Here is a 16,093-nt window from a genome sequence, read left to right on the forward strand (position 1 = left end):
TGCGCTGGGTTGTCGCCTGGCCGACAAGGGCGGCCCAGGGCCGCCGCTAAAGTGCTCGCATGAAAACCTTCCAGACCCTTTCCGACCTGGCCGCTTGCGTAGGCCAGGAAGTAGCCATCAGCGATTGGGTGACCATCACCCAGGAGCAGGTCAATCAGTTTGCAGAAGCCACGGGCGACCATCAGTGGATTCACATCGATGTCGAGCGGGCCAAGCAGGGGCCTTTCGGTGGCCCGATTGCCCACGGTTTTCTGACCCTGTCCTTGCTGCCCCGCTTCTTTGGCGAGACGCTGGCCGTGACCGAGGCCCGCATGGGCGTCAACTACGGGCTCAACAAGGTTCGCTTCCCGGCGCCTGTGCCGGTGGGCAGCCGCCTGCGGGCCCGTCTGCGTCTGCTGGAGGCCTCTCCGATCGACAACCAGGGCTACCAGTTTGCCTGGGAGGTGACGGTCGAGCGCGAAGGCGGCAGCAAGCCGGTGTGCGTGGCCGAGTCGCTGGCGCGCCAATACCCCTGATCCCTCGGGGCCGCATTCAGGCTGCCGGGTTGGGCGCGGCCTGGGCGCCCCCGAAGCCGTTCTGCCGCCAAGCCTCGAACACGGTCACGGCCACGGCATTCGACAGATTCAGGCTGCGTTGATCCGGTCGCATCGGCAGACGCAGGCGCTGCGCCAGCGGAAACTGCTCGCGCAACTCCGGGGCCAGGCCACGGGTCTCGGCGCCGAACACCAGCCAGTCGCCGGGTTGAAAGCTCAGCTCGAAGGCCGGGCGTGAGCCGCGGGTGGTCAGGGCAAACATGCGGTCCCGGGCGGGTTGCTCCTGGGCCAGAAAAGCCTCCCAGCTGGCATGCCGGCGCAGCTCGGCGTACTCGTGGTAATCCAGCCCGGCGCGCCGCATGTAGCGGTCTTCCATCGAAAAGCCCAGCGGCTCGATCAGGTGCAGGGTGCAGCCCGTGTTGGCCGCCAGCCGGATGACGTTGCCCGTGTTGGGCGGGATTTCGGGTTCAACGAGAACAATGTGAAACATCCCGCCATTGTCGCGCCCCCGGTGCGCCGTGGCGCAGGCTCGGGTCTTCAGCGGGGCGCAGGCGTGCGTGCCAGCACGCAGGCATGCACCTCACGTGCCCCGCCGGCCTGGCGCAGCACCCGGGCCGCGCTGTGCAGCGTGGCGCCGGTGGTCATCACATCGTCGATCAGCAGCACGCGACGGTTCTTCAGCAGCGGGGCCTGGCCTGGGTTGAGCGCAAAACTGTGGCGAAGGTTGCGCAGGCGTTGGGCGCGCGTGAGGCTGGCCTGTGCAGGGGTGTCCTGCAGTCGCCAGAGCAGATCGAGCTGCAAGCGATTCCGGGTGTCCTGGGTCTCCTGGCTCAATTGCCGGGCCAGCAGGGCCGCCTGGTTGTAGCCACGCTCGCGCAGCCGGTGGCGGGACAGCGGAATGGGCAGGATCCAGTCGGCCTGCTGCAACGCTTCGGCCACGCCGGGGGCCTGCATCATCAACTGGCCCAGCATGCCCGCCCAGGAGGGGTCGTCGTGGAACTTGAAATCGGCGATGCAGGCCGACCACGGAAAGGCATAGTCCAGCGCCGCGTGGCAACTGGACAGGGTGGGCGGGTGCAGCAGGCAGGGGCCGCAAATCGGCTGGCCCGACAGCACATGGATGGCGCAGCGGCGGCAGCGCGGCACCGGGCGCGCAAAGCGCCGCACGCATTCTTCGCACACCCGTTGTGCGGGCCAGGCCCGGCACACCGCGCACTGACTCGGAATGCGGGTCATCGCCGCCTCTAAAAGCCGCACAAGCATGGACTCAATATACTCGCGGGCGCATTGTCGAGAGCCCGCATGAACCACCCGTCACCCCCCACCATCGCCCCCTCAGCCGTGCAGCGCTGGGGCCGTGTCGCCAGCCAGGCCTCCCCCTGGTTGCATGAGGAGGTGGCCCGGCGGATGGAGGAGCGCCTGCAATGGATCGTGCTGCAGCCCAAGGCCTGGCTGGACTGGGCGCCCGCCCGTGGCGGGTTGGAGGCGCACCAGCGCCTGCTGGCGCGCTACCCCAAGGCCGCCTGCCACGTGCATGAACCCTTCGCCATCGATCAGGCCCAGGCCCGACAAAGGCATGAACCTGCCTGGTGGCAGCCGGCCCGATGGGTGGGGCCCTCGTCGCATCTGGGCTTGCCGGCGCCGGGTGGGGTGCAGATGGTCTGGTCCAACATGGCCCTGCACCTCAGTGACCAACCCCGGGCCTTGATGGATGCCTGGCATGAGTCGCTGGAGGTGGGGGGCTTTCTGATGTTCTCCTGCCTAGGCCCCGACACCTTGAAAGAGCTGCGCGCCCTGTACGCCGACGCGGGCTGGCCCGAGCCCGGGCCGGCATTCACCGACATGCATGACTGGGGCGACATGCTGGTCGAGGCCGGATTTGCCGAACCGGTCATGGACATGGAGCGCATCGTGCTCAGTTACGAGTCGCCTGAGCGACTGCTGCAGGAGTTGCGCGAGCTGGGTCGCAACCTGAATCCGGGGCGTTTTTCGGCCTGCCGCGGTCGCACCTGGCTGGCCGAATTGAAGCGCCGCTTGCAGACCCATGCGGCCCTCACCGAGCCCGCGCCGGGCCGCTTGAGCCTGACCTTTGAAATCATCTACGGCCATGCTTTCAAGCCGGCGCCACGCATCCGATTGGCGCCCGAAAGTGCTGTCTCATTGGAGCAAATGAAGACAGTGTTGCGCCAGGGCAAAAAGAATTTGCCGCCTGTTTGAGAATTATCAAACCCTGCTGGTCTCTCGGGTAAACTTGGCCCGGGTTTTCTCAGGGCATTTTCCCGTGCAACCGTTTCATCGGGGGCTTGACGCATGTCAGATCTGGCATTTCGTTTTGCTCGCACCTCGGGCGGGGAGGTCGACTGGCGACTGCGCCGCAATTGTTCCGTCACACCGGTGCAACTGGCCTGGTTCTACGGCTCGATCTGTCTGGTCTCGACGGTGATTGCGGGGCTGTGCTGGCACCTGGGAGCGAAGCTGGTGATGGTTTTCACGGGCATCGAACTGCTGGTGGTTGGTGTAGCGTTCATGGTGTTCGCACGTCATGCCACCGACGGCGAACGCATCCTCCTCAAAGAGGGGCGTTTGCTGGTGGAGTTGGAGCAGGCAGGGCGCCTGGTTCGGACAGAGTTCAAGTCCGACTGGGTGAGGGTGGAGCCCAAGGGCGGGCACCGTTCCCTGATTGAGGTGTCCGGCCAGGGGCGGACGGTCGAAGTGGGGCGCTTTGTGCGCCCCGAATTGCGTCCGGTGCTGGCCAGTGAGATTCGAAGGGCTTTGCGAACCTTGTGACCTTCGGCGCCGCGGTTCGCTGGCACGGTGGCGTCAATTACATAGAGGCAATGAAGAAGTGAACACGATGAAGAGCATTTCCAACAAGTTGGCTTCGCTGCTGCTGACCGCTGGCGCCCTGATCGGCACCGCCGCTCATGCGGTCAATGACCTGCCCGGCGGCCCGGCCGTACGACAGCTCAATCTGGCCCCTCCGGTGACCCGGATCGCCGAAGAGCAGCATTTCCTGCACTGGATGATGCTGATCATCTGCGTGGTCATCTTCGTGGCCGTGTTCAGCGTGATGTTCTATTCGATCTGGAAGCACCGCAAATCGGTCGGCTACAAGCCCGCCACCTTCCACGAGTCGACCACGGTTGAAATCATCTGGACCATCGTTCCCTTCTTGATCGTGATCGGCATGGCCCTGCCTGCCACCAAGGTGGTGGTGGCCATGAAAGACACCTCCAATGCCGACCTGACCATCAAGGCCACCGGCTACCAGTGGAAATGGGGTTACGACTACCTCAAGGGCGAAGGCGAGGGCCTGTCCTATATCTCCACCCTGGACGCCACGCAGCGCGCCATGTCCAACAACGGCGCCAAGGGTGACATCCCCGACAACTACCTGCTCAAGGTCGACAACCCGCTGGTGGTGCCGGTGGGCAAGAAGGTGCGCATCATCACCACGGCCAACGACGTGATCCACGCCTTCATGGTGCCGGCCTTCGGCATCAAGCAAGACGCCATCCCCGGCTTTGTGCGCGACACCTGGTTCCGTGCCGAGAAGGCCGGCGACTACTACGGCCAGTGCGCCGAACTGTGCGGCAAAGAGCACGCCTACATGCCCATCCACGTGAAGGTGCTGGCCGCCGCCGAGTACTCCCAGTGGGTGGAAGCCGAGAAGAAAAAGGCTGCCGCCAAGGCCGATGACCCGAGCAAGGTCTGGACGCTGGACGACATCCTCAAGCGGGGTGAAAAGGTCTATGCCTCGAACTGTGCAGCCTGCCACCAGCCCAACGGCAAGGGCGCAGGCCCGATCAAGCCGCTCGACGGCGCGGCCGTGGTGCTCGACGCCGACCACGCACGCCAGATCACAGTCCTTCTGAATGGCCAGAACAACGGTGCCATGCCTTCCTGGAAGCAGCTGTCGGACACCGACATCGCCGCTGTGGTGACCTACACCAAGAACAATTGGTCCAACAAGACGGGTCAGCTGGTGCAGCCTGCTGAAGTGCTCGCACTGCGCGGCAAGTAATCCGACGTCGCCCCTCCAGATTAAGACAAGGAAACATCATGAGTGCAGTTCTCGACCACCACGATCATGCGCACGACGATCACAGCCATGGCGCCCCGGCCGGCTGGCGGCGCTGGGTTTTTGCGACCAACCACAAGGACATCGGCACCCTGTACCTGCTGTTCAGCTTCACCATGCTGATGATCGGCGGTGTGCTGGCCCTGGGCATCCGCGCTGAGCTGTTCCAGCCCGGCCTGCAGCTGATGAACCCCGAGCTGTTCAACCAGCTCACCACCATGCACGGTCTGATCATGGTGTTCGGCGCGATCATGCCGGCCTTCGTGGGCTTCGCCAACTGGATGCTGCCGTTGCAGATCGGCGCCTCCGACATGGCCTTTGCCCGCATGAACAACTTCAGCTTCTGGCTGATGATCCCGGCCGCCCTGATGCTGGCCGGCTCGTTCTTCATGCCCGGTGGTGCGCCTGCTGCCGGCTGGACGCTGTACGCCCCGCTCACCCTGCAGATGGGCCCCTCGATGGACGCCGGCATCTTTGCCATGCACATCCTGGGTGCGTCGTCGATCATGGGCTCGATCAACATCATCGTGACGGTGCTGAACATGCGCGCCCCCGGCATGACCCTGATGAAGATGCCGATGTTCGCCTGGACCTGGCTGATCACGGCCTACCTGCTGATCGCCGTGATGCCCGTGCTGGCCGGCGCCATCACCATGACCCTGACCGACCGCCACTTCGGCACCAGCTTCTTCAACCCGGCTGGCGGCGGTGACCCGGTGATGTACCAGCACATCTTCTGGTTCTTCGGCCACCCCGAGGTGTACATCATGATCTTGCCGGCCTTCGGCATCATCAGCCAGATCGTGCCGGCCTTTGCCCGCAAGAAGCTGTTCGGTTATGCCTCGATGGTGTACGCCACCTCGTCGATCGCCATCCTGTCCTTCATCGTGTGGGCCCACCACATGTTCACCACCGGCATGCCGGTGACCGGCCAGCTGTTCTTCATGTACGCCACCATGCTGATCGCCGTGCCCACCGCCGTGAAGATCTTCAACTGGATCGCGACCATGTGGCAGGGTTCGATGACCTTCGAGACCCCGATGCTGTTCTCGGTGGGCTTCATCTTCGTGTTCACCATGGGCGGTTTCACCGGCCTGATGCTGGCCATGGCGCCGATCGACATCCAACTGCAAGACACCTACTACGTGGTGGCCCACTTCCACTACGTGCTGGTGGCCGGTTCGCTGTTCGCGCTGTTTGCAGGCTTTTACTACTGGTCGCCCAAGTGGACCGGTTTCATGTACAACGAGACCCGCGGCAAGATCCACTTCTGGTGGTCGCTGATCGCGTTCAACGTCACCTTCTTCCCGATGCACTTCCTGGGCTTGGCTGGCATGCCCCGTCGCTACGCCGACTACCCGATGCAGTTCGCCGACTTCAATGCCGTGGCTTCGGTCGGTGCCTTTGCCTTCGGTCTGGCCCAGGTGTACTTCTTTGTGTTCATCGTGCTGCCGGTGATGCTGGGCAAGGGCGACAAGGCCCCGCAAAAGCCCTGGGAAGCCGCAGAAGGCCTGGAGTGGGAAGTGCCCTCGCCGGCGCCGTTCCACACCTTTGAAAACCCGCCCAAGCTCGATGCCACCGCTTCGCGCGTGATCGGTTGAGCATATTCACTGACTGACCCGCACCATGACCCCCGAACAAAAGAAGAACAACCTGCGCCTGGGCCTGATCCTGGCTTCTGTGGCCGCGGTGTTCTTCATCGGGTTCATGGCCAAGATGGTCTTGCTCTCGCACTGAACGGACTCGCATGAGCCGCCTTGAAAACACCCGCATGGTTGGCAAGCTGGCCGTCGTGGTGGCAGGCATGTTCGCCTTCGGCTATGCCCTGGTGCCCATGTACAAGGCCATCTGCGAGGCCACGGGCATCAACATCCTGGCCTTGGTCGAGCGCGAGGTGCCGGGTGGCGGGCCCACCGGGCGCAACGTCAAGCTGCCGGCCAACACCCAGGTGGATACCAGCCGCACCATCACGGTCGAGTTCGATGCCAACTCGCGCGGGCCCTGGCAGTTCAAGCCGGCCCAGCGTTCGCTGCAGGTTCACCCAGGTGAGTTGACCACGGTCATGTACGAGTTTCAGAACGTGCAGGACCGCCGCATGTCGGCCCAGGCCATCCCCAGCTATGCACCGCGGCAGGCAGCACCCTACTTCAACAAGGTGGAGTGCTTCTGCTTCAACCAGTACACCCTGGAGCCCGGTGAAAAGAAGCAGTGGCCGGTGGCTTTCGTGATCGATCCCAAGCTGTCCAAGGACGTGAACACCATCACCTTGTCCTACACCTTCTTCGAGGTGGGGGGCAAGACGCCGCCGGCACCCGAGGGTCAGGCGGCCCAGGTTTCTTTGATGCCTGCAGCGGCTGTTCAGGCTGTGGGGGCCGGGTCATGAACCAGCCCCTCGGTACACCGTCGCCGCGGCAACGCAAAGGGTCCTGGCTGCGCACCGTCCAGGCGGTGGCGTGGTCTTTCGTGGGCATTCGCAAGAACAGCGACTACCAGGAAGACACCGCCAAGCTCAACATCTTCCACATCCTTGCCGTCGGTCTGGCTGGGGCTGTCCTGTTTGTGCTGGGCTTGATTGCCCTGGTGCATTGGGTGGTTCAGTGACCGACATGGCTTGTTCCAGAAATTCAATCAGAGTTAGAGAGAGACAGGAGCAAAAATGAGTTCGACAACGCATGGTGGAGCCCCTTATTACTTCGTTCCTCACGAGTCACGGCATCCCGTGCTGGGGGCGATCGGCCTGTTCTTTGTGATCCTTGGCGCGTCCAACTGGATCAATGGCGGCGATTGGGGTCAATACTCCCTGGCCTTCGGCTTGTTGTGGTGGTTTGTGGTGCTGTATCAGTGGTTCCGCGACGCCATCGCTGAGAGCGAGGGCGGCCAGTACGGACACAAGATCGACCTGTCCTACCGCTGGAGCATGACCTGGTTCATCTTCTCCGAGGTGATGCTGTTCGGCGCGTTCTTCTCCGCCCTGTGGTGGGCCCGCGCCCACTCGGTGCCGGCGCTGGGCAACCTTGAAAATGCATTGTTGTGGCCCGGGTTCCAGGCCGCTTGGCCGGGCACCGTCGCCGGCGCCACCGCATCGCCGGCCGGCACCATCGATGCCTTCCAGACCATGACCCCGTTCTGGCTGCCCACGATCAACACCGCGCTGCTGCTCACCTCGGGTGTCACGCTGACCATCGCTCACCACGCCATGCAGGCCGGCCAGCGCAGCAAGACGATCGCGTTCATGTGGACCACCGTGCTGCTGGGCGTGGTCTTCCTGTTCGTGCAGGGCTATGAATACATGCACGCCTACAGCGAGATGAACCTCAAGCTCAGCTCGGGCGTCTACGGCTCCACCTTCTACATGCTGACCGGTTTCCACGGTTTCCACGTGTTCGTGGGGGCCCTGATGCTGTTCTTCATCACCCTGCGCCTGCAAAAAGGCCACTTCACGCCCGAGCGCCACTTCGGCTTTGAGGGCGCTGCCTGGTACTGGCACTTTGTGGACGTGGTCTGGCTGGGCCTGTACGTGCTGGTCTACTGGATGTGACAAGCCCTCAAGCTGACAAAGAAGCGCCGCAAGGCGCTTTTTTGTCGCCGCTCGGGCTCTGAGCACCCACTGCGTGCTGGGTGTTTGACCGGGCCGGCGTGGTCAGGCACAGGGCGCGCTGCGCCTATGATGCTCAACGGCCGGCAGGGATGCCGGTCGGCTGAATCCAGCCCATTTTCCAACTGATCAGAATGCATGCGAACAGCAGCACCGAAAAGCCGACGCGAAACGCCAGCGCCCGTGCCATGTTCGGTTTCTCGCCCGGCTGGCGCTTGCCTTTGAGCATGAAGAACAAGGCCGTTCCCAGGCTGAGCAAAATGGCGGCAAAAGCCAGAATGACGAGGTATTTCATGAAGGCGATTATCCCGTGAAGCGTTCCGGCGCGTGGCCCCGCAGCTTAGGCAAAACCCAGCTCGACAAGCGCTTTGTCCTGATCACGGCTGCGGCGCTGTTGGGCGTGCTGCTGACGCTGGCCCTGGGCCGCTGGCAACTGGGCCGCGCCGCAGAAAAAGAACAGCTGCACCAGGCCATGGTGAGCCAGGCGGCCTTGGCACCCCTGAGCTGGCAGGACTGGCTGAAGGCCAGCCGTGCCGGGCAAGACCTGAACTACCGCCGCGTGATGCTGCGCGGCCAGTGGCTGGCGCAGCACACCCTCTACCTCGACAACCGCCAGATGAATGGGCACCCCGGCTTTTTTGTGGTGACGCCCCTGGCCTTGCCCGGCAAGGCGGGCGTGGTGCTGGTGCAGCGGGGCTGGGTGCCGCGCAACTTCCAGGACAGGGCCCGCGTCCCAGAGGTGCAAACGCCTTCGGGCGAGGTCAGCCTGCTGGGGCGTGTGGCGCCCCCCCCGGCCCGCCTGCTGGAGCTGGGGACGGCCGCTGCCACCGAGGGGTCTTCCCGCATCCGGCAGAATCTCGACCTGAATGCTTTCAGCGAAGAGATCGGGCTGCGCCTGCAAGCGGGCTCCATGGTTCAGATCGATGCCAGTTCGGACGGCCTGCAGCGCGACTGGTTTGAACCCGGTGCCGGCACCGAGAAACACTACGGTTACGCTTTTCAATGGTTCGGCCTCAGCGCCCTGATTGCCACTCTTTATGTCTGGTTCCAAATTGTCCGACGCAAACCCCGCCCGTCCTGATCTGTCGCCTCTGCCGCATCCGCAGCACCTGCCCGATTCGCCGCTGGGCATGACGGTGCATTCGATGCCCACGCCCGAGCAGATGGCCGGCGCGGAGGGTGCGCGCACACGCCTGGGCCGCCTGAAGATGCTGGCCGTGCTGCTGGTCTGTGCGGCGCCCGTGCTGGCCTCCTACCTCACCTACTATGTGATCCGCCCCAGCGCCCACAAGAGCTATGGCGAGCTGATCGAGCCCCAGCGCGAGCTGCCCGCTCTCACGGCCCAAGGCCTGGAGGGGCAGGCTGTGCCCTTGCCCTCGCTCAAGGGGCAATGGCTGTTGATCAGTGTGGCGGGCGGTGCCTGTGACGAGGCCTGCGAAAAACACCTGTACCTGCAACGCCAGCTGCGCGAGAGCCTGGGCAAGGACAAAGACCGGCTCGACTGGGTCTGGCTGGTGCCTGACCAGGCCCCAGTGCGTCCGGCGCTGTTGCCCGCCCTGGGCCAGGCCACCGTGTTGCGCGTGCCCCCCGAGGGCCTGAACGCCTGGCTCAGCCCCGCGGCCGGCCAGGCCCTGGCCGACCACCTGTACCTGGTCGACCCGATGGGCCATTGGATGATGCGTTTCCCGGCGCGGCTCGACCTGGCCGGCGCCGCCAAGGCCAAGCGTGATCTGGAGCGCCTGATGCGCGCCTCCGCCGGCTGGGATGAGGCGGGGCGCTGAGACCATGAACACGCTTGCGCCCGCTTACGACCTGTCACCCCTGCTGCAGGTGATGCTGATGGGTGCGCTGGTCGCGTCCGGCCCCTTGCTGTGGTGGTGGCTGCGCCACCGCGGCAGCCACCCGCAGGGGCGATTGCAGGCCCTGACCCTGGTCACCCTGTTTCTCACCTTCGATCTGGTCTTGTTCGGCGCCTTCACCCGCCTCACCGATTCAGGTCTGGGCTGCCCTGATTGGCCGGGCTGCTACGGGCACGCCAGTCCCCTGGGGGCGCAGGCGCCGATTGCCCAGGCCCAGCAGGCCATGCCCACCGGCCCCGTCACCCACGGCAAGGCCTGGGTGGAGATGGTGCACCGCTACCTCGCCACCGGCGTGGGCGCCTTGATCGTGGCCCAGTTGGCCCTGGCCTGGCGCCGCCGGCGCGAGATGCGCCGCCAGGGGCGGCGTGGCCCGGGTCTGGGCTGGCCTGTGCTCACCCTGCTCTGGGTCTGTCTGCAAGGCGCTTTCGGGGCCCTGACCGTGACCATGAAACTGTTCCCGGCCATTGTCACCCTGCACCTCGCGGGTGGTCTGATCTTGCTGGTGCTGCTGGCCGTGCAGGTGGCGCGCAACGGCCTGGCCGAAGGCACGCTGCGACCCGTCGCGGTGTCCTCAGGTCTTTACCTGCTCACGGCGGCTGCGGCCCTGCTGCTGACGGCCCAGGTGCTGCTGGGCGGCTGGGTCAGCACCAATTACGCGGTGCTGGCCTGCAGCAGTTTCCCCCAGTGCCAGGGCCAATGGTGGCCCGAGATGGACTGGACGGGCGGCTTTGAACTGTGGCGCCCGCTGGGGCAGTTGGCCAATGGCGAGCAGCTCACCTTTGCGGCCCTCACGGCGATCCATGTGGCCCACCGGCTGGCCGCTGGCGTGGTGTTGCTCTGCCTGGGCGTGCTGAGCTGGCGTCTGTGGCAGGTTCCCGCCTTGCGGGGGCAGGCCCGCTGGCTGGCCGCCCTGTTGCTGTTGCAGGCCCTGACGGGCCTGAGCAACGTGGTGCTGGGCTGGCCGTTGGTGGCCGCCGTGGCCCACACCGGCGGTGCCGCCGCCCTGGCCCTGGTGTTGACGCGGGTGCTGACCCTCAGCAGCCCCCGTGGTGCCTATTCCTCTTCTGTATCCCTGAGCGCATCGAGACTGTCTGCATGAGTGTCGCCCCTTCTGTTTCCTACCCCTCCCTGGCGCGGCAGTTCTATGCGCTGACCAAACCCCGGGTGGTTCAACTGATCGTGTTCTGTGCCTTGATCGGCATGGTCCTGGCCGTGCCCGGCGTGCCCAGCCTGTCGGATGTGGGCCTGGCCGCAGTGGCCTCGCTGGGCATCTGGCTGGTGGCGGGCGCGGCGGCGGCCTTCAATTGCCTGGTTGAAAAAGGCATCGATGCCAAGATGAAGCGCACCGCCTGGCGCCCCACCGCCAAGGGTGAGTTGAGCGACCGCCAGTCGCTGGTGTTCTCGGCCCTGCTGTGCACGGCCGGCTCGGTGCTGCTGTATGTGTGGGTCAACCCGATCACCATGTGGCTGACCTTTGCCACGTTTGTGGGCTATGCGGTGGTCTACACCGTGATCCTGAAGCCGCTCACGCCGCAGAACATCGTCATCGGCGGGGCCTCGGGCGCCATGCCCCCGGTGCTCGGCTGGGCCGCCATGACGGGCGATGTGAGTCCTGAGGCGCTGATCCTGTTCCTGATCATCTTCCTCTGGACGCCGCCCCATTTCTGGGCCCTGGCCCTCTACCGGGTCGAGGACTACCGCAAGGCCGGCCTGCCCATGCTGCCTGTCACCCATGGCAATGAGTTCACCCGGCTGCAGGTGTTGCTGTACACCTTTGTGCTGTTTGCGGGTTGTCTGATGCCTTTTGTCTACGGCATGAGCTCCTGGTTCTACCTGGTCGCGGCCGTGCTGCTCAGTGGGGGCTTCATTGCCTATGCCTTCCGCCTGTGGCGCTCCTATTCGGATGATCTGGCGCGCCGCACCTTCCGTTTTTCTCTGATCCACCTGAGCCTGCTGTTTGCAGCCCTGTTGATCGACCACTACCTGTTCTGATGCCATGAAGAAACGACAAGCGCTCCAATGGGGCTTCACCGTGCTGGGGGCGGCCCTGGCCGCCAGCCTGATGACGGCCTGTGCCCCGGCCAAGACCGAGTTCAAGTCGGTGGACATCACCGGCGCCGAGTACGCGCGCGACTTCAAGCTGCCCGACCAGAACGGCCAGGTGCGCACCCTGGCCGACTTCAAGGGCAAGGCGGTGGTGGTCTTTTTTGGCTACACCCAATGCCCGGACGTCTGCCCGACCACCATGTCGGAGATGGCCGAGGTCAAGCGTCAACTGGGTGCCGATGGGGAGCGCCTGCAGGCCATTTTCGTGACCGTCGACCCGGCACGCGACACCGCCGAACTGCTCAAGGCCTACATGGGCAATTTCGACCCCACCTTCATCGCGCTGCGGCCCGAAACGCCAGAGCAACTGGCCGCGCTCGCCAAAGACTTCAAGATCTACTACAAGAAGGTCGAGGGCAAGACCGAGTCCAGCTACACCATGGACCACTCGGCCGGCAGCTACATCTACGACCCGCAAGGGCGGCTGCGTCTGTTTGCGCGTTACGGATCGGGCCCGCAGGCCCTGTTGTCCGATCTGCAGGCCTTGTTGCGCGCCTCCTGATCGGTGGGATCAGGCAGGTTGCTGCCGCAGCGCGGGCCTCAATCGGCCTGGATGCGCTGCTTCTGGATCACCTCGCCCATGCTGCGGGTGTCCGCCTTGACCCGGTTGGCCAGGCCCTCGGCCGAGGTACCGGCCACCTGCCAGCCCATCTGGAACAGCTTGTCGCGCACCTCGGGGGTTCGCGCAATCCCGCTCAGCAGGTCTGACAGCCGGGCCACGATAGTCGCTGGCAGGCTGGCCGGGGCAGCCACGGCGTTCCAGATCTCCAGGTTGAACCCCGTCACACCCGACTCGGCCAGGCTGGGCACTTCGGGGGCCAGCGAGCTGCGGGTGGACGACGTCACGCCGATGGCCCGCAGCTTGCCCGCCTTCACCTGGGCCAGTGCCAGGCCCGGCGGCAACAGCGCAAGCTGAACCTGGGCGCCCAGCATGGCCGTGATCACCTGCGGGTTGCCCGGGTAGGGCACGTGCACCGCCCCCAGGTGGGCGCGGGCCTTCAACATCTCCATGCCCAGGTGCGCCACCGTGCCCACCCCGGGCGAGCCATAGCTCCATTGCTCGCCTGCTTTGCGCGCGGCCTCCAGCACCGCTTGTGGGGTGGCGCCGGGCAGGCTGGCGGGCGCGGCCAGGATCAAGGGGGCCGTGGCAATCAGGCTCACCGGCGCCAGGTCCTTGAGCGGGTCGTAATGGATCTTCGGGTTGAGCAGCCGGGCAATCGTCATATTGCCGTTGATCATCAGGCCCAGGGTGTGGTTGTCGGTGGCATGGGCCACCGTCTCGGCGGCAATGTTGCCACCGGCCCCCACCCGGTTCTCCACGATCACCGGCTGCCCCAGCGCCTTGGACAGGGGCTCGGCCAGGGTGCGGGCCATCAGGTCGGGCGACGATCCGCCAGGAAAGCCCACCACGATGCGCAGCGTCTTGTTGGGCCAGTTGGCCGGGGTCTGGGCCAGGGCGGGCAGGGTCAGGCCGCCCAAAGTCAGGCCCAGGGCCTGGCGGCGTGAAATGGAAGTTGGCATGGCAGCGGCTCCGCGCATCACAATTCAGTACAAGGGCCCTCAGTGTGCCCCATGACGGGGCACCGTCGACCCAGCCGGCCCGCACCGTGGGCCCAAAAACAAAAAGCCGGACGGATCCGGCTTTTTGGGGGGCAGGTGGCTGGGCGCTCTTCAGGCGAACTCGGCCAGCGCCTTCTTCATTTTCTTCATCGCCGCCACTTCGATCTGGCGGATGCGCTCGGCGCTCACCTTGTACTCGGCAGCCAGCTCGTGCAGGGTCATGCCGCCCGAGCCGTCGTCATTGACCTTGAGCCAGCGCTCTTCCACGATGCGGCGACTGCGTTCGTCCAGGCCATTGAGCGCGCTGGCAATGCCATCGCTGGCCAGCACATCACGCTGGCGTGATTCGATCATGGCGGTGGGCTCATGGGCCGCATCGGCCAGGTAGGCGATGGGGCCAAAGGCCTGGTCCGAGTCTTCGGACGGGCTCGGGTCCAGCAGCACATCGCCACCCGCCATGCGGGTCTCCATCTCCATGACCTCTTCGCGCTTCACGTTGAGCTGCTGGGCCACCACGTCGATCTCGTGTTCGCTCAGCGTGTCGCGGTGCGTGCTGCCTTCGTCCATGGCGTCGGCCTTGAAGCCTTGCTTCATGGAGCGCAGGTTGAAGAACAGCTTGCGCTGGGCCTTGGTGGTGGCCACCTTGACCATGCGCCAGTTCTTCAGGATGTACTCGTGGATTTCGGCCTTGATCCAGTGCAGCGCGTAGCTGACCAGACGCACGCCCTGATCCGGGTCGAAGCGCTTGACGGCCTTCATCAGGCCCACATTGCCTTCCTGGATCAGGTCGCCTTGCGGCAGGCCATAGCCCAGGTACTGGCGCGACACCGACACCACCAGGCGCAGGTGCGACAACACCAGCCGGCCGGCGGCCTCGACGTTGTTGTCGTCGCGCAGCTGGCGGGCGTACTTTTGTTCTTCTTCGAGGGTGAGCATGGGCAGGCGGTTGACGGCCGAGATGTAGGCGTCAAGATTGCCCAGGGCAGGCACCATGGACCACGGGTTGGCCGGGGTGATGGCAGTGGCTGCAGCGGTCATTGAAGTTTGGATTTTCATACCAGAAATCCTTTCCATGGCGGAATATTAGCACTCTCTGTGATTGAGTGCTAAATCGAAAGTTCCCGCCCTGTTGAGCGACTGGGCATCCTTCGTAAATGGGGTGAAAAATCGCCTGTTCAAGGGATGGCCGTGGTGCGGATCCCTGGGTTCTTCCGGCATCCTTCCCCCAATGATGAGCTTGCAGACGGCCGAAAATGGGCCTAAGTCATTGATTTTAAAAGGGGCCAGAGCCCTTTGGCCTTGGCTTCCACCTTGCAGGTGGTCCTGTGCTGATGCTCGTCGTTCAGAAAGCACTCAAAATCGGACGTTCCCAAACCCATGTGCCATGGGGTCTGGAAAGGCCAGGCCGGGCGATTGGCCACCCGACGCAAGCCCAGCTCATCACATTGGCGAAAGAACCTCGTGCAGCAACCCAAGTTCAGCCTGCTGGCATGCCCGCAAAAAGGCGTGGAGATGGTGTTTGCCGACACCGACCACCGCTTTGGCAGGCACACCCACGACCAGTTCGGCATCGGGCTCATCGTGCGTGGCGCCCAGAAGTCGTCCAGCCAGAGTGGGCAGGTGGAGGCCACCGCAGGCGACATCATCACCGTCAATCCTGAAGAGGTGCACGATGGCTCCCCACTGGGCGAGGGGGGCCGCGCCTGGCGCATGGTCTATCTGGACGCCGCGGTCATGCAAGGCCGGATTGCACAGCTCCATGAGGCCGGCATCCCGGCCCGCATGGAGTTCCAGCAGCCGCAGATCCGCGACGCGGCCTTGGCACGGCGGTTTGAACAGCATGTCGAAGCCGCCATGGACTCCTCGCCTGGCTGGACGCTGGCGCTCGACGAGAGCCTTCTGCTGTTGCTCAAGGACTTGCTCAGACCGGCAGCCTGCCCTCCGTCGCGCCTGCACCAGAGTGGCATCGCTCGGGTCAAGACCTGGATCGATGGGCAGCCCGCCCACCCCTGGAGCCTGGCCGAATTGGCCCGGCAGGCCGAGCTCAGTCAGTTTCAATTCATCCGCCACTTCGACCGTGCCACCGGTCTGACCCCTCATGCCTACATCCTGCAAAGGCGCATCCAACTGGCCCGCCGCATGATCCGGCAGGGCGGGGGGCTGGGCGATGTCGCAGCGGCCTGTGGTTTTGCCGACCAGAGTCATATGACACGCCACTTCGTGCGCAGCTTCGGTCTGTCGCCCGGTACCTATGCCCGGGCTGTTTCCGGCACGGCGCGGCGCCGCAATTTCGTTCAAGACCCGGGGTGTTGACGCCATCCATGATGGCCTCCTTCTGCCGGCCATCCCTGTCACAGAG

20 protein-coding genes are annotated in these 16,093 nt (G+C 64.7%); 15 read left to right on the plus strand and 5 right to left on the minus strand.

Going from position 1 to position 16,093, the window contains the following annotated elements:
• The first annotated feature begins 59 nt into the window (after positions 1-59).
• On the plus strand, positions 60-515 hold the full coding sequence (locus tag L880_RS0112155) for a MaoC family dehydratase (RefSeq protein ID WP_019574047.1): 456 nt from the start codon (positions 60-62) through the stop codon (positions 513-515).
• A 16-nt stretch (positions 516-531) separates the two neighbouring features.
• Here the strand turns inward: L880_RS0112155 and trmL are convergent, their stop codons facing one another.
• Both trmL and L880_RS0112165 read right to left on the minus strand, forming a co-directional pair.
• Positions 532-1,023 (minus strand): tRNA (uridine(34)/cytosine(34)/5-carboxymethylaminomethyluridine(34)-2'-O)-methyltransferase TrmL, encoded by a 492-nt coding sequence (trmL, locus tag L880_RS0112160; protein WP_027475908.1) that lies wholly within the window; start codon positions 1,021-1,023, stop codon positions 532-534.
• Between the two features lie 47 nt (positions 1,024-1,070).
• Entirely contained in the window at positions 1,071-1,769 is a 699-nt protein-coding gene (locus L880_RS0112165; protein ID WP_245615117.1) for a ComF family protein, read from the minus strand.
• Positions 1,770-1,835: 66 nt separating this feature from the next.
• Between L880_RS0112165 and L880_RS0112170 the strand changes: the two genes are divergently transcribed.
• The 8 genes from L880_RS0112170 (at position 1,836) to L880_RS0112205 (ending at position 8,152) form a co-directional block, all read left to right on the plus strand.
• Positions 1,836-2,750, plus strand: a complete 915-nt coding sequence (locus tag L880_RS0112170; protein ID WP_027475910.1) for a methyltransferase domain-containing protein — start codon at positions 1,836-1,838, stop codon at positions 2,748-2,750.
• A gap of 93 nt (positions 2,751-2,843) precedes the next feature.
• Positions 2,844-3,320, plus strand: coding sequence for a DUF2244 domain-containing protein (locus L880_RS0112175; RefSeq protein ID WP_027475911.1), 477 nt, complete (start codon positions 2,844-2,846; stop codon positions 3,318-3,320).
• Positions 3,321-3,387: 67 nt separating this feature from the next.
• Positions 3,388-4,557 (plus strand): cytochrome c oxidase subunit II, encoded by a 1,170-nt coding sequence (coxB, locus tag L880_RS0112180; protein WP_027475912.1) that lies wholly within the window; start codon positions 3,388-3,390, stop codon positions 4,555-4,557.
• A 38-nt stretch (positions 4,558-4,595) separates the two neighbouring features.
• Entirely contained in the window at positions 4,596-6,215 is a 1,620-nt protein-coding gene (gene ctaD / locus L880_RS0112185) for a cytochrome c oxidase subunit I (RefSeq protein ID WP_027475913.1), read from the plus strand.
• Positions 6,216-6,240: 25 nt separating this feature from the next.
• On the plus strand, positions 6,241-6,351 hold the full coding sequence (locus L880_RS36150; protein WP_211245312.1) for a cytochrome oxidase small assembly protein: 111 nt from the start codon (positions 6,241-6,243) through the stop codon (positions 6,349-6,351).
• A 10-nt stretch (positions 6,352-6,361) separates the two neighbouring features.
• A complete protein-coding gene (locus L880_RS0112195) occupies positions 6,362-6,997 on the plus strand; it encodes a cytochrome c oxidase assembly protein (RefSeq protein WP_027475914.1) in 636 nt (211 codons plus the stop codon).
• Entirely contained in the window at positions 6,994-7,215 is a 222-nt protein-coding gene (locus tag L880_RS0112200; RefSeq protein ID WP_027475915.1) for a DUF2970 domain-containing protein, read from the plus strand. Before L880_RS0112195 ends, L880_RS0112200 begins: the two co-directional genes overlap by 4 nt.
• Before the next feature lie 55 nt (positions 7,216-7,270).
• Positions 7,271-8,152: a cytochrome c oxidase subunit 3 gene (locus L880_RS0112205; RefSeq protein WP_027475916.1), complete on the plus strand. Its 882-nt coding sequence runs from the start codon at positions 7,271-7,273 to the stop codon at positions 8,150-8,152.
• 133 nt (positions 8,153-8,285) lie between these two features.
• On the opposite strand, the gene L880_RS0112210 is transcribed toward L880_RS0112205, so the two are convergent.
• Positions 8,286-8,504: a twin transmembrane helix small protein gene (locus tag L880_RS0112210; RefSeq protein WP_027475917.1), complete on the minus strand. Its 219-nt coding sequence runs from the start codon at positions 8,502-8,504 to the stop codon at positions 8,286-8,288.
• A 15-nt stretch (positions 8,505-8,519) separates the two neighbouring features.
• On the opposite strand from L880_RS0112210, the gene L880_RS0112215 reads away from it, so the two are divergent.
• Genes L880_RS0112215 through L880_RS0112235 form a run of 5 tightly spaced genes read left to right on the plus strand, consistent with a single transcriptional unit; the run spans position 8,520 to position 12,676 of the window.
• Positions 8,520-9,290, plus strand: coding sequence for an SURF1 family protein (locus tag L880_RS0112215; RefSeq protein ID WP_051443270.1), 771 nt, complete (start codon positions 8,520-8,522; stop codon positions 9,288-9,290).
• The gene (locus L880_RS0112220) at positions 9,247-9,990 is read left to right on the plus strand and encodes a hypothetical protein (protein WP_027475919.1); all 744 of its coding nucleotides are present in this window, start codon (positions 9,247-9,249) and stop codon (positions 9,988-9,990) included. The genes L880_RS0112215 and L880_RS0112220 overlap by 44 nt, the downstream gene beginning before the upstream one ends.
• A gap of 4 nt (positions 9,991-9,994) precedes the next feature.
• Entirely contained in the window at positions 9,995-11,167 is a 1,173-nt protein-coding gene (locus tag L880_RS0112225) for a COX15/CtaA family protein (RefSeq protein WP_027475920.1), read from the plus strand.
• Complete coding sequence (gene cyoE / locus L880_RS0112230; protein WP_027475921.1) at positions 11,164-12,060, plus strand: heme o synthase; 897 nt, start codon at positions 11,164-11,166, stop codon at positions 12,058-12,060. The genes L880_RS0112225 and cyoE overlap by 4 nt, the downstream gene beginning before the upstream one ends.
• 4 nt (positions 12,061-12,064) lie before the next feature.
• The gene (locus tag L880_RS0112235; RefSeq protein WP_019574031.1) at positions 12,065-12,676 is read left to right on the plus strand and encodes an SCO family protein; all 612 of its coding nucleotides are present in this window, start codon (positions 12,065-12,067) and stop codon (positions 12,674-12,676) included.
• A 38-nt stretch (positions 12,677-12,714) separates the two neighbouring features.
• On the opposite strand, the gene L880_RS0112240 is transcribed toward L880_RS0112235, so the two are convergent.
• On the minus strand, positions 12,715-13,695 hold the full coding sequence (locus L880_RS0112240) for a Bug family tripartite tricarboxylate transporter substrate binding protein (RefSeq protein ID WP_027475922.1): 981 nt from the start codon (positions 13,693-13,695) through the stop codon (positions 12,715-12,717).
• A gap of 150 nt (positions 13,696-13,845) precedes the next feature.
• Positions 13,846-14,790 (minus strand): RNA polymerase sigma factor RpoH, encoded by a 945-nt coding sequence (gene rpoH / locus L880_RS0112245; RefSeq protein WP_027475923.1) that lies wholly within the window; start codon positions 14,788-14,790, stop codon positions 13,846-13,848.
• Between the two features lie 405 nt (positions 14,791-15,195).
• Between rpoH and L880_RS32300 the strand changes: the two genes are divergently transcribed.
• Positions 15,196-16,047 carry an AraC family transcriptional regulator gene (locus tag L880_RS32300; RefSeq protein ID WP_425389179.1) on the plus strand — a complete coding sequence of 284 codons (852 nt, stop codon included), beginning with the start codon at positions 15,196-15,198 and terminating at the stop codon, positions 16,045-16,047.
• Positions 16,048-16,093 lie beyond the last annotated feature (46 nt).

It is taken from the genome of Curvibacter gracilis ATCC BAA-807, from assembly GCF_000518645.1.
GTDB classification, from domain to species: domain Bacteria; phylum Pseudomonadota; class Gammaproteobacteria; order Burkholderiales; family Burkholderiaceae_C; genus Curvibacter; species Curvibacter gracilis.